This is a genomic window from Kineococcus terrestris (assembly GCF_041020755.1).
Lineage (GTDB): Bacteria > Actinomycetota > Actinomycetes > Actinomycetales > Kineococcaceae > Kineococcus > Kineococcus terrestris.
This window is the reverse complement of the sequence record NZ_JBEUEI010000003.1, coordinates 171270-183594: the sequence shown is the minus strand read 5'-3', so window position 1 is coordinate 183594 and position 12325 is coordinate 171270. Positions and strand designations below refer to the sequence as shown.

Here is a 12325-nt window from a genome sequence, read left to right as displayed (position 1 = left end):
GACGGACACTGTGGACCCGGTGCGTACCCGCGCGGGCGGCGGGGCAGGCTCGTCGTCGTGGCGGAGCGCGCGGGTGACTCCCAGCAGGAGCCGGACGACGACCTGGAGGCCGTCCTGGCGGCGGTCGGGGGGCGGCTGCGGGAGGTGCGCCGGCGGCGCGGGCGCACCCTGCGCGAGGTCTCGGCCGCCACGGGGATCTCGGTGAGCACCCTCTCGCGCCTGGAGTCCGGGGGGCGCCGCCCGACGCTGGAGCTGGTGCTGCGGCTGGCCCGCGCCCACGACGTGAGCGTCGACGACCTCGTCGGCGCCCCGCCCACCGGGGACCCGCGGGTGAACCTGCGCCCGGTGACCCGGCCCGGCTGGGGGCAGACCGTCATCCCGCTGACCCGGCGCGCGGGCGGGATGCAGGCGTACAAGCACGTGCTGCCCGGCCGGCGCGCGGGCACGTCGGAGCCGGTGCCGGAGGGCAAGACCCACGAGGGCTACGAGTGGCTGTACGTGCTGGACGGGCGGCTGCGGGTCGTCCTCGGCGAGCACGACGTCGTGCTCGGCCCGGGCGAGGCCGCGGAGTTCGACTGCCGCACGCCCCACTGGTTCGGCGCCGCCGACGAGCGCGGCGTGGAGTTCCTCAGCCTGTTCGGCCGCCAGGGCGAGCGCGCCCACCTGCGGTTGCGGCCGCGCCGCGCGGGGGGCGGCGATCAGGCCGGGGACGGCGACGGGCGGCCCGGGTGACCGGACCGCCCGTCGCGGAACCGCGTGGACCCGCGGGGGTCAGGGGACGATGAGCCCCGCGGTCTGCGTGCGGGCCGCCTCGAAGCGGCGCGCCGCGTCGGCCCAGTTGGCCACGTTCCACCACGCCTTGACGTAGTCGGGCTTGACGTTCTTGTAGTCCAGGTAGAACGCGTGCTCCCACATGTCCAGCACCAGCACCGGCACCAGGCCCAGGGCCAGGTTGGACTGCTGGTCGTACAGCTGGACGTTGAGCAGCTTCTGCCCCACCGAGTCCCAGGCGAGGATCGACCAGCCGGAGCCCTGGATGCCCAGCGCGGTGGCCGTGAAGTGCTTCTGGAAGCCCTCGAACGACCCGAAGTCCTCGTCGATCGCCGCGGCGAGCTCACCGGTCGGCTTGTCGCCGCCGTCCGGGGACAGGTTCGGCCAGAACACCGAGTGGTTGACGTGCCCGCCGAGGTTGAACGCGAGGTTCTTCTCGTGCAGGTTCACCGCGGACAGGTCGTCCTTCGAGCGCGCCTCGGCGAGCTTCTCCAGCGCGGTGTTCGCCCCCGCCACGTAGGTGGCGTGGTGCTTGTCGTGGTGCAGCTCCATGATCGCGCCGGAGATGTGCGGCTCGAGCGCGGAGTAGTCGTAGGGAAGGTCCGGCAGCGCGTAGTCGGCCATGTGTGTGCTCTTCTCCTCGTCCCTGGCGTCGTCCTGGCGGACGTGCGGCGGAGCGCCTCGGGGCGCCGGGCCGCACGGGTCACCACCGGCGACCCTCGCGCAGGCCCACCGGCCCCGCAACCGCTCCGGGGGCAGCGTCCCACCAGGTGATCACGCCCGCCCCGCGGGGTGGGGCGCCGACCCGCCCGGGCCCGCCTACGCTCGCCGGGTGCCCGAGGAGACCGCGTCCCCCACCGCCCCCGCCGCCGGTCCCGCCGCCGGTCCCGTCGTCGGCTTCGACCTCGACATGACCCTCGTGGACTCCAGCGACGGCATCACCGCCACGCTGCGGGCGGCGCTGGGCGAGGCGGGCGTCGAGGTCAGCGCCGAGGACACCTGGCCCTGGCACGGGATGCCGCTGGAGCGCATCCTCGCCGGCCTGGCGCCCGGCCTGGGCGAGGACGAGCTGGCCGCCGTGCAGGAGCGCTACCGCGCGCTGTACCCGGACCTGGGGGTGGCCTCGGTGCGCGCCTTCCCCGGCGCGGCCGAGGCGCTGGCCGCCCCCGCGGCGCACGGCGGGCGCAGCCTCGTCGTCAGCGCCAAGCACGCCCCCAACGTGCACCGGGTGCTCGCGGCGACCGGCCTGGCGGCCGCCCTCGGCCCGGACGACGTGGCCGGGGACCTGTTCGCCGAGGCCAAGGGCGTGCGGCTGCGCGCCGAGGGCGCCACCGCCTACGTCGGCGACCACCCCGGCGACGTGGCCGCCGCGCGGACGGCCGGTGCCGTCGCCGTCGTCGTCCCGACGGGCGCGCACGACGCGGACGCCCTGCGCGCCGCGGGCGCCGACGTCGTCCTCGCCTCCCTGGCCGACTTCCCCGCCTGGCTGGCCGGGCACGTGCGCGAGCCGGCCGGCGCGGGCGGGTTCGGGGAAGGCCGGGTGCCCGGGCGCGGTTAGCCTGGAGGGCGCGGCACCCGCGGGTGCCCGCACCCACGACGAGCACCGACGACGACGGACGAGAAGGTTCCTGTGCCCACTGGCAAGGTCAAGTGGTTCGACGCCGAGAAGGGTTTCGGCTTCCTCGCCGCCGAGGACGGCGGTGAGGTGTTCGTGCACGCCTCCGCGCTGCCCGCCGGGACGGCGACGCTCACCAAGGGCAGTCGCGTCGAGTTCGGTGTCGTGCAGGGCGAGCGCGGCACGCAGGCGCTGTCGGTGCGGCTGCTGGACCCGCTGCCCTCGGTGGCCCGCGCCACCCGCAAGCAGCCCGAGGACATGGTCGTCATCGTCGAGGACCTCATCAAGCTGCTCGACGGGGTCTCCGGCTCGCTGCGCCGCGGCCGCTACCCCGAGCGCGGCGGCGCCCGCAAGGTCGCCACCGTCCTGCGCGCCGTCGCCGACGACCTCGAGGCCGGCGCGTGACGCTGCCCGGCGAGGAGGCCGCCACCCCCACCGGCACGACCACCACCGCCCGGGCCCGGCGCGCGCGCAAGCCCGCGCTGGACGCCGCCGCGGCCGGCGCGGTCGACCTGGCGCGCGCCGCCGCCGAGGAGGTCGCCGACCCCGGCACCGTCGGCGAGCACCTGGGCGCGGTGGCCGAGGGCGACCGGATCGTCACCCACACCTTCGCGTGCGCCCTGCCCGGTTACCGCGGCTGGCAGTGGAGCGTCACCGTCACCCGCGCCTCGCGCGCGCGCAACGTCACCGTCAGCGAGGTGTGCCTGCTGCCGGGCGAGGACGCGCTGCGCCCGCCGACGTGGCTGCCGTGGGCCGAGCGGATCGCCCCCGGCGACGTCGGCCCGCACGACACGCTGCCGCGCAAGGAGGACGACCCGCTGCTGGACCCCGGCTACGAGGTCGTCGGCGAGCAGGTCGCCGCCTCCGAGGCCGACGAGCTGGCGCTGTGGGAGCTGGGCCTGGGCCGCGAGCGCGTCCTGAACCGCACCGGGCGCGACGAGGCCGCGACCCGCTGGTACGAGGGCGACCGCGGCCCGCGCGGGGAGGTCGCCGAGCACGCCAAGGCCCAGTGCTCCACGTGCGGGTACTTCCTGGCGCTGGCCGGCTCGATGCGGCAGGTCTTCGGGGTGTGCGCCAACGAGTGGTCGCCCGACGACGCGCGCGTCGTCAGCGCCGACCACGGCTGCGGCGCGCACAGCGAGACCGACGTCGAGGTGGAGGCCGTCGCGCCCGCTCCGCCGGTCGTGGACGACCTGGACGGCGACCTGGAGCTCGTCCGCCCCGACGAGCCCGCCGGGGCGCCCGGGGCCGTGGAGGCCGCCGGGGCGCCCGGGGCCGTGGAGGCCGCCGGGCCCGCGGACGGCGCCGCCACCGCGGACGCGCCGGAGGGCACCGCGGACACCGCTCCGGGCGAGGCTCCGGGCGACGCGGACGGCGACGACGGTCGCTGAGGGCGCCGGCTCCACCCCCGGGGCCGGTGACCCCTTCGGGACCGCCGCCCACCGCGAGCGCGTCCTCGCCGCCTGGACGGCCTCGCCGGCCCGCTTCCGCGAGGACGCCAACGCGGAGGAGGACGCCGCCCTCGGCGCCTACCGCGACCGCCTGGTCGTGGAGCTGGCGCAGAACGCCGCCGACGCGGCCCTGGCCGCGGGCGTGCCGGGGCGGCTGCTGCTGCGCCTGCTCGACGACCCCGCCGGCGGCCCCGGCGTCCTGCTGGCCGCCAACACGGGCGCGCCGCTGGACGCCGCCGGCGTCGAGGGCTTGGCCACGCTGCGCGCCTCCGCCAAGGGCGGTGGCGCGGACGGCGGCGCCGACGGGACGGTCGGCCGCTTCGGCGTCGGCTTCTCCGCCGTGCTGGCCGTCAGCGACGAGCCGTCGGTGCGCTCGCGCGGCGGCGGGGTCCGCTTCTCCCGGGACCTGACCCGCGCGGCCGCGCTGGCGACCGGTGGCGCGCTGGCCGCCGAGGTCGCCCGGCGCGGCGGTCACGTGCCCGCGCTGCGCCTGCCCTTCCCCGCCGGGCCCGGCGCGGGCCCCGGCCCGGACGTGCCGCCGGAGGGGTTCGACACCGTCGTGGTCCTGCCGCTGCGGGACGCCGCGGCCCGGCGCGTGGCCGAGGAGCTGCTGGACGCCTGCGACGACGTGCTGCTGCTGGCGCTGCCCGCGCTGGACGAGGTCGTCGTGGAGCGGCCCGGCGCGCCCGCCCGGCGGCTGGCCGACGCCGGCGACCGCTGGCACGTCGTGCGCCGCACGGGCCGGCACGAGGGCGCCGCCCTCGCCGGGCGCGGGGTGGAGGAGCGCGCGCGGCTGCGCTTCGACGTCGCCTGGGCCCTGCCCCGCGAGGGGTCCGGCGCCCGCCCGCCGGGCGTGGTGCACGCGCCGACGCCCACCGACGACGAGCTGCCGTGGCCGGCGCTGCTGGTGGCGACGCTGCCGCTGGGGCCGGACCGGCGCCGGGTGGCGCCGGGACCGGCCACCGACGCCGTGCTGGACGCCGCGGCCGCCGCGTACGTGGACCTGCTCGTCGAGCGCGCCGTGGACGGCGCAGACGCCCCGGCGCTGCTGCCGTTCGGGGCGGCCGCCGGGCGGGTGGACGCGCAGCTGCGCGAGCGGGTCCTGGAGCGGGCGCGCACGGCGCCGCTGCTGCGCGCCGTGGAGGACGCGGCGGAGGGGGCCGGCGAGCCGCTGCTGCTGCGCCCGGCCGGCGCCGTCGCGCTGACGGGCCCGGGCGCCGACGACCCCGTCCTGCTGGCCGCGCTGGCGCCGTCGCTGGCGGACCTGATCGCCGCGCCGCGCGCGCTGGACCGGCTGCTGGGCGAGCTGGGCGTGGCGCGGCTGACGCTGGCCGACGCCCTGGAGTCGCTGCCGCCCGGGCGCACCCCGGCCGGCTGGCGCTCGCTGTACGGGGCGCTGCTGCCGCTGGCCGGGGACCTGAGCGCCCGCGAGGCGATGGGCGCGCTGCCGGTGCCGCTGCTGGACGGCCGCCTCGTCCACGGCCCGCGCGGGCTGCTGCTGCCCGGTCCAGCGCCGGAGGACCCCGAGGAGCTGGAGGCGCTGGCGGAGGCGGCGGGCGTGCTCGCCGGGTACGGGCTGCGGCTCGTGCACCCGGAGGCCGCGGCCGGTGCCGGGGCGGAGCTGCTGGAGCGGCTCGGTGCCCGCGCGGGCGGGGCCCGCGTCCTGCTGACCGACCCGGCGGTGGCGGCCGCGGTGCGCGACTCCCCCGACGCCGAGGACCCGGACGCGGTGGCCGAGGCGGTGCTGGCGGTCGTGGCCGCCGCCGTCGGCACCGGTCCGGGCGCGGCCGAGCGCGCGGAGGAGCTGGCGCGGGACCTGCCCGCCCTGGGCGACCTGGCGCTGCCGGACGCCGACGACGAGCTGACCCCCGCGAGCGCCCTCGTGCTGCCCGGCACGCTGGCCGGGCGGGCGCTGGACCCGGCGGCCGTCGGCGTGGTCGACGCCGGCCTGCTGGCGCGGTGGGGCCCGGACGTGCTGCGCGCGGCGGGGGTCCTGCGCGCGCCGGCCGCGGTGCACCTGCCGGTCCTCGACCCGGCGGACGGCGCCGGCGGCACCGACGACGACGCGGACGACCCCGCGGCGGGCCTGGACGGCCTGGACGCCTACGCCGACGAGGTCTGGGGCGACGTCCTGGACGCCGAGCCGGGCACGGTGCTGGAGGACGTCGCCGTGGTGCGCGACCTCGACCTCGTCGTGGACGCCTGGCCGGAGGTCGTGGCCGCGCTGGCCGCCTCGCCCGCGGGCGCCGAGGCGCTGACCCGCCCGTGGCGCGCGGGCGGGCGCGCCCGGCAGCCGCACGCGGCGTGGTGGCTGCGGCACCGCGGCCCGGTGCCGCCGGTCAGTCGCTCGGGCGCGTCGCCCGCGTGGCTGCCGGCGGCGCCACCGTGGACGGCGGACCTGCCCGTGCCCGTGCGCCGGGCCCTCGGGGTGCTGGACGCGCCGGCGGACGCGGGGCCCGCCGACGTGCTGCCGCTGCTGGCGGCGCTGGCCGCCGCGCGCGCTCCCGTGCCGCCGGCGGACCTGCTGGCGGTCTGGTCGCTGCTGGCCGTGCACGCGGACGAGCTGCCGCCCGCGCCGCCGCCGGAGCGGCTGCGGGTGCTCGACGCCTCCGGGCTCGCGACGGCGACCGTCCCGGCGCAGGACGTCGTCGTGCCCGACGACCCGCTGTGGGCGCAGCTGGCCCACCTCGGGCCCCGGCTGCTGGTCCCGGCGGCCGCGGCCGCGCGCGTGGCCGACGTCCTCGACCTCGACCTGGCCTCCGACCGCGCCGACGGGGAGCCCTCGCGCACCGGCGGCGAGCCGCAGGAGGTGCCGGGGGCGCTGGCGGCGCTGCTGCCGGGCGCACCGCGCACCTGGCAGCGGGTGGGCGACCTGGCCGTGGACGGGCGGCCGGTGCCCGTGTGGGTGCTGGGGTCCGGGCCGGACGCGGTGGTCCTGGCCCGCGACGCGGCCGCCGCGGCCGACGGTCTCGCGCACGCGGCGGGGCGCTGGGCGCTGCGGCGCGCCGCGGCGGCGGTGCTGCTGGCGCCGGACGCGGCCTCGGCCGACGCCGTCCTGGCCGCGGAGCTGCCCGGTCTGTGACGCGGGCCCCGCGAGGGGTCAGCCGCGGTGCAGCAGCGGGTCGGCGGGGTCGGCGCGCTCCCCCGCGCGCCGGCGGCGCCGGCGCGCGACGACCAGCCCGCCGACGACGCCGAGGGCGAGCCCCGCGACGCACGCGCCCAGCCAGTTGCCCCGCCCGGCCTCCCGCAGCGCGGGCACGGCGAGACCCGCGACGAGCGCCAGCGCCCACGCCAGCGCGCCCACCACGACGGGCACCCGGTCGTCGTGCTGCGGCGGCGCCGGCGGCGGCGCGGCCTTCGACGGCGGCAGGTAGAGCGGCACGCGCCCAGTGTGCCCCGGGCACCGGCGGGCCCACCCCCTACCGGGAGGTGACACCGGACGGCACCGCGGGGTGACGACGCGGGCGGGGCCGGCGACCTACGGTCGCCCGGTGGAGGTCTGGACGCAGGTGGGCGCGGCGCTGTCCCCGGAGGCGGGGGCGGGCGCCTGGACGTACGCGGCGCTGCTGCCGGCGATGGTCCTGGAGGGCCCGGTGGCCACCGTCGTGGGCGGTGCGCTCGCCGGTGCGGGGCACGCGTCGCTGCTCGCGGTGTGGGTGCTCGCGGTGGGTGCGGACCTGGTGGCCGACAGCCTGCTGTTCGCCGTGGGCCGCGCCGGGCACCGTCCGCGGGCGGCGCGCTGGCTGCACCGCCTGGGGCTGCGCGGCGAGCGCCGCGAGCGGCTGTCGCGGCGGGCGCACGAGCACCTGGGCTCGCTGGTGGTGGGCGCGAAGCTCGTCGACGTGGGCGCGGTGCCGGCGTTCCTGGCCACGGGGCTGGCGGGGGTGCCGTTCCACCGGGTGCTGGGCTGGAACGCGGTGTGCACGGCGGTGCGCGCGGGAGCGCTGGTCGCCCTGGGCGTGCTGGCCGGGCGGCACGCGCAGGCGGTGCTGGAGCACTGGTGGGCGGCGCCGCTGGCCGGGCTGGCGCTGGGCGGGGGCGTCCTGGCGGTGCGGGCGCTCGTGCTGCGGGCCCGCTCGGCGGCGGGCCGACGGCGGGGGGTGGCGCGTGCGGCGGCGTGACCGGGCCGGCGGGCGGGCCGGCGGACGGACGGAGGACCGGGTGGGTGCCGGGCCGCGGCGGCGGCGTTGGCGCGAGCGGCGGCAGCGCTGGCGGGCCGCGCACCGCGAGCGCCGCGAGCGGGCGCGGGCGCGCCGGGAGCGGCTGGCCCGGCTGCTGCTGCCGTGGCCGCTGCTGACCGGCCTGGCCGTCGTCCTGGCCAGCGTCGCGCTGCCGGTGCTCAGCGGTGTGCACGACGCCCCGCTGGTGCCGGCCGCGCTCGTCACGACGCTGGCCGCGGGGGCGGTGCCGCTGGCGCACGCGCGGCCCCGGGCGGCCGTGGCCGCGCTCCTGGCGGCCACCGCCCTGACGCCGCTGGTCGCGGCGACGGACGTCAGCCCGTGGCCGTGGACGGTGCCGACGCTGCTGACCGCGTGCGCGACGCTGGCCGTCCTCGGGGTGGGCGGGCGCTGGCGGCCGGCCCTGCTGGGCTGGTGGGGGTCGGTGACGCTGGTGGTGCTGTCGGCGGCCGTGCTGGGCAGCCTGCCCGACGCGTACGGGACCGCCCGGGAGGTGGAGGCGGAGGTGCTGGCGGTGTGGTCGTCGAACACGGCGGCCGCGCTGGCGCTGGGCGGCGCGGCCGGGCACTGGTGGCGCACCCGCGGCGTCGTGGAGCGCTACCGCCGGGACCGCGAGGCCGAGCAGGCGCGCCGGGTCCTGGTGGAGGAGCGCAACCGCATCGCGCGCGAGCTGCACGACGTGGTGGCGCACAGCATGTCGGTGGTGCAGGTGCGGGCGACCACGGCCGCCTACCGGCTGCCGGGCCTGGACGAGGCGGTGCGCGCGGAGTTCGAGGACATCGCGGCGCAGGCCCGCAGCGCGCTGCGGGAGATGCGCGGCCAGCTGGCCGTGCTGCGCGACGAGTCGCAGGCGGTGCTGCTGGCCCCGCAGCCGGGCGGGGAGGGTCTGGTGGCGGGGCTGGAGGAGCTGTGCGCGGGGGTGCGGCGCACGGGCTCGCGGGTGGAGCTGGAGGTGGCGGCGGGCCGGGGCCTGGACGACCTGGGGCCGGGCACGGGCCTGGTGGTGCACCGCATCGTGCAGGAGGCGCTGGCCAACGTGGTGCGGCACGCGCCGGGCGCGGCCGTGGACGTGCGGGTGGGCGCACCGCCGGGCCTGGTGCGCGTGGAGGTCGTCAACGCTCCCGCCCCGGACCCGGGCGACGCCGGGGCCGCGGGGCCCGCCGAACCGGGGGAGGGTGGTGGGCACGGTCTGGTCGGGATGCGGGAGCGCGCGTCCCTGCTGGGCGGCCGGGTCGGCGCCGGGCCGCTGCCGGAGGGCGGGTGGCGGGTGCTCGCGGAGGTGCCGCGCACGGCGCGGCGGGAGGGGGCGTGAACGTGGAGCCGGGGACGCGGACGGGCGGTGACGGCGACGCGGTCCGGGTGGTCGTCGTCGACGACCAGGCGATGATCCGCGCGGGGTTCACCGCGCTGCTGGGCGCGCACGCCGGCATCGAGGTGGTGGGCGAGGCCGAGGACGGTGCGCGTGCGCTGGAGGTCGTGGCGCGCACCGGCCCGGACGTGGTGCTGATGGACGTGCGGATGCCGGTGCTGGACGGCCTGGAGGCCACCCGGCGCCTGCTGGGCGGCGCGGGCCCGCACCCGAAGGTGCTGGTGCTGACGACGTTCGACGTCGACGACTACGTCTTCGAGGCGCTGCGCGCGGGCGCCAGCGGTTTCCTGCTCAAGGACGCCACGGCGCCGGAGCTGGTGCACGCCGTGCACCGGGTCGCGGCCGGCGACGCCCTGCTGGCGCCCGCGGTGACGCGGCGCCTGGTGGAGCACTGGGTGCGCCACCAGGAGCGGCCCGCCCCGCCGGCGGCGGCCGCGGCGCTGGAGGGCCTGACCCCGCGCGAGCTGGAGGTGCTGCGGCTGGTGGCGCGGGGCCTGTCCAACGGCGAGATCGCCGCTGAACTGGTCATCGCCGAGCAGACGGCCAAGACGCACGTCAGCCGCGTGCTGACGAAGCTGGGCCTGCGCGACCGCGTGCAGGCGGTCGTGCTGGGGTACGAGACCGGGCTGGTCGGCCCCGGTCGCTGAACCCGGTCGCTGAACCCGGTCGCTGAACCCGGCCGAGGGACCGGCGGAGCAGTACCTCGGGAGTACGGGGGCGGTACCGGGGAGGCACGGCGGACGTCCGGCGTCGCCCCGGTGACCGACACCGGAACACCTCCCGCGGGCGACGACGGCGAGGGGTCCCGGGCGGTGGGATCGGGGTACCGGCGGCCCCGCCGGGAAACCCCTCCGGACTCCGGGAGAACACCGTGAAGGTCCTCGTCGTCGCCGACACCTACTCCCCCGACGTGAACGGCGCCTCGACGTTCGCGCAGCGCTTCGCCGCCGGCCTGGCGGCCCGCCACGAGGTGCACGTCCTGGCCCCGGCCCGCCGCTGGCGCAGCGGGTCCGCCGTCGTCGCCGTCGCCCCGGGCCGCTCCCTCGTCGAGCACCGGGTGCGCGCGCTGCCCGTCGTGGCCGGCGGGACCGGGTTGCGGTTCTGCCCGCCCGCTGGCCTGGGCCGCGCCGTGGACGCCGTGCTGCGGCGCGCGCGGCCGGACGTGGTGCACGTGCAGAGCCACTTCCTGCTCGGGCGCGCGGCGATCGCCGCGGCCCGCCGGGCCGGGGTGCGCGTCGTGGCCACGAACCACTTCATGCCGGAGAACCTCACCCACCACGTCCCGCTGGGCGCCGGCGTCGAGCGGCGCCTGCACGCGTGGGCGTGGGCGGACGCGGCGCGGGTGTTCTCCGGCGCCGACGTCGTCACCGCCCCCACCCCGTTCGCGGCGCGGCTCGCGGAGTCCTCGGGGGTTCCCGGGCCCGTGCTGCCGGTCTCGTGCGGGCTGGACCTGTCCAGGTTCTCCCCCGACGCCGACGGTGCGCGGCGGCGGGCGTTCCGCACCCGCTACGGCGTCCCGGACCGCCCCACCTTCGCCTACGTGGGGCGGCTGGCGCCGGAGAAGAACGTCCACGAGCTGGTGGACGCGCTGGCGCTGCTGCACGGCGCGCGCCCGGAGCTGGACGCCCAGCTGCTGCTGGTGGGCGACGGCGCCGAGCGGCGCGCGCTGCTGGCGCGGGCCGCGCGCGCCGGGGTCGCCGACCGCGTCGTCACCACGGGTTTCGTGCCCGAGGAGGACCTGCCCGCCGCGTACGCGGCGGCGGACGCGTTCGTCAACGCGGGCACCGCGGAGCTGCAGAGCCTGGTGGTGCTGGAGGCGATGGCCTCGGGGCTGCCGGTGCTGGGTGTAGCCGCCGGCGCGCTGCCGCACCTGGTGCACGAGGGCCGCAACGGGCACCTGTTCCCGCACGGCGAGCCGGCGGTCCTGGCCGGCCGGCTCGGCGCCCTGCTGGGCCCGGACGCGGCGGCGCGGGCGGCGCGGATGGGCCGGTGCAGCCGCGAGGCGGCCGCCGCGCACGACCTGGCCGCGACCCTGGTCCGGTTCGAGGAGCTGTACGGCGCGCTGGTGCGGCCCGCGGACGTGCGGGCGGGTTCCGCGGCGGCGGTGGCGTCTGCTGGGATGGCCGCATGAGCGACACCACGGCCCGTCCCCGCACCGCCCTCGTCACCGGCGCCAGCAGCGGCATCGGCGCCGCGACCGTGCGGGCCCTGGCCGCGGCCGGGTTCCGCACCGTCGCCGCGGCCCGGCGCGCGGAGCGCTGCGAGGCGCTGGCCGCCGAGGTCGGCGGGCGCGCCGTGCAGCTGGACGTCACCGACCCGGCGTCGGTGGCGGCGCTGGCCGAGGCGGTGCCGGAGGTCGACGTCGTCGTGCACTCGGCGGGCGGGGCGTTCGGCACCGACCGCGTCGAGGACGGCGACCCCGAGGGCTGGCAGCGCATGTACGACGTGAACGTCGTGGGCGTGCTGCGGGTGCACCAGGCGCTGCTGCCGGCCGTGCGGCGCGGCGGGAACGGCCACGTCGTCGTCCTGGGCTCCATCGCGGGTTTCGAGGTGTACCCGGGCGGGGGCGGGTACACGGCCGTCAAGCACGCCGTGAACGCGCTGTGCCGCACGCTGCGCCTGGAGCTGCTGGGCGAGCCGGTGCGCGTCACCGAGATCGCGCCGGGGATGGTGGAGACGGAGTTCTCCGTCGTCCGGCTGGGCAGCGAGGAGGCCGCGGCGAAGGTGTACGAGGGGCTGACCCCGCTGACCGCGGAGGACGTCGCCGACATCGTCGCGTTCGCGGTCACGCGCCCGCCGCACGTGGACGTCGACAAGGTCGTGGTGCGCCCCGTCGCCCAGGCCGACGCCGCGCACGTGCACCGCGCGCGCGGCTGAGGAGCGCGCCACGGGGTGACACACCGCGACCCGACCCGCCAGGATGGGAGGACGGACGCCACCC

12 protein-coding genes are annotated in these 12325 nt (G+C 79.4%); 10 read left to right on the top strand and 2 right to left on the bottom strand.

Features of this window, described 5'->3' with window-relative positions; genetic code table 11:
- Nucleotides 1-57: 57 nt before the first annotated feature.
- Nucleotides 58-732 (top strand): helix-turn-helix domain-containing protein, encoded by a 675-nt coding sequence (locus AB8M62_RS03500; protein WP_369052393.1) that lies wholly within the window; start codon nt 58-60, stop codon nt 730-732.
- Nucleotides 733-771: 39 nt separating this feature from the next.
- Here AB8M62_RS03500 and AB8M62_RS03495 read toward each other — a convergent pair whose 3' ends face one another.
- Nucleotides 772-1395 (bottom strand): superoxide dismutase, encoded by a 624-nt coding sequence (locus AB8M62_RS03495; RefSeq protein ID WP_369052394.1) that lies wholly within the window; start codon nt 1393-1395, stop codon nt 772-774.
- A 208-nt stretch (nt 1396-1603) separates the two neighbouring features.
- Between AB8M62_RS03495 and AB8M62_RS03490 the strand changes: the two genes are divergently transcribed.
- The 4 genes from AB8M62_RS03490 (at nt 1604) to AB8M62_RS03475 (ending at nt 6919) form a co-directional block, all read left to right on the top strand.
- Nucleotides 1604-2329, top strand: a complete 726-nt coding sequence (locus tag AB8M62_RS03490) for an HAD family hydrolase (protein ID WP_369052395.1) — start codon at nt 1604-1606, stop codon at nt 2327-2329.
- A 72-nt stretch (nt 2330-2401) separates the two neighbouring features.
- Nucleotides 2402-2791: a cold-shock protein gene (locus tag AB8M62_RS03485; protein WP_369052396.1), complete on the top strand. Its 390-nt coding sequence runs from the start codon at nt 2402-2404 to the stop codon at nt 2789-2791.
- Nucleotides 2788-3777 (top strand): DUF3027 domain-containing protein, encoded by a 990-nt coding sequence (locus AB8M62_RS03480; RefSeq protein WP_369052397.1) that lies wholly within the window; start codon nt 2788-2790, stop codon nt 3775-3777. Before AB8M62_RS03485 ends, AB8M62_RS03480 begins: the two co-directional genes overlap by 4 nt.
- Before the next feature lie 157 nt (nt 3778-3934).
- Complete coding sequence (locus AB8M62_RS03475) at nt 3935-6919, top strand: sacsin N-terminal ATP-binding-like domain-containing protein (protein WP_369068645.1); 2985 nt, start codon at nt 3935-3937, stop codon at nt 6917-6919.
- Nucleotides 6920-6937: 18 nt separating this feature from the next.
- Here AB8M62_RS03475 and AB8M62_RS03470 read toward each other — a convergent pair whose 3' ends face one another.
- A complete protein-coding gene (locus AB8M62_RS03470; RefSeq protein WP_369052399.1) occupies nt 6938-7219 on the bottom strand; it encodes a DUF2530 domain-containing protein in 282 nt (93 codons plus the stop codon).
- Between the two features lie 109 nt (nt 7220-7328).
- Between AB8M62_RS03470 and AB8M62_RS03465 the strand changes: the two genes are divergently transcribed.
- The 5 genes from AB8M62_RS03465 to AB8M62_RS03445 all read left to right on the top strand — a co-directional run bounded on the left by AB8M62_RS03465 (nt 7329) and on the right by AB8M62_RS03445 (nt 12261).
- Nucleotides 7329-7958, top strand: coding sequence for a DedA family protein (locus AB8M62_RS03465; RefSeq protein ID WP_369052400.1), 630 nt, complete (start codon nt 7329-7331; stop codon nt 7956-7958).
- Between the two features lie 40 nt (nt 7959-7998).
- Nucleotides 7999-9327, top strand: a complete 1329-nt coding sequence (locus AB8M62_RS03460; RefSeq protein ID WP_369052401.1) for a sensor histidine kinase — start codon at nt 7999-8001, stop codon at nt 9325-9327.
- A complete protein-coding gene (locus AB8M62_RS03455; RefSeq protein ID WP_369052402.1) occupies nt 9324-10031 on the top strand; it encodes a response regulator in 708 nt (235 codons plus the stop codon). Before AB8M62_RS03460 ends, AB8M62_RS03455 begins: the two co-directional genes overlap by 4 nt.
- A gap of 224 nt (nt 10032-10255) precedes the next feature.
- Complete coding sequence (locus AB8M62_RS03450; RefSeq protein ID WP_369052403.1) at nt 10256-11515, top strand: glycosyltransferase; 1260 nt, start codon at nt 10256-10258, stop codon at nt 11513-11515.
- Nucleotides 11512-12261 carry an SDR family NAD(P)-dependent oxidoreductase gene (locus AB8M62_RS03445; RefSeq protein WP_369052404.1) on the top strand — a complete coding sequence of 250 codons (750 nt, stop codon included), beginning with the start codon at nt 11512-11514 and terminating at the stop codon, nt 12259-12261. Before AB8M62_RS03450 ends, AB8M62_RS03445 begins: the two co-directional genes overlap by 4 nt.
- The last annotated feature ends 64 nt before the right edge of the window (nt 12262-12325 follow it).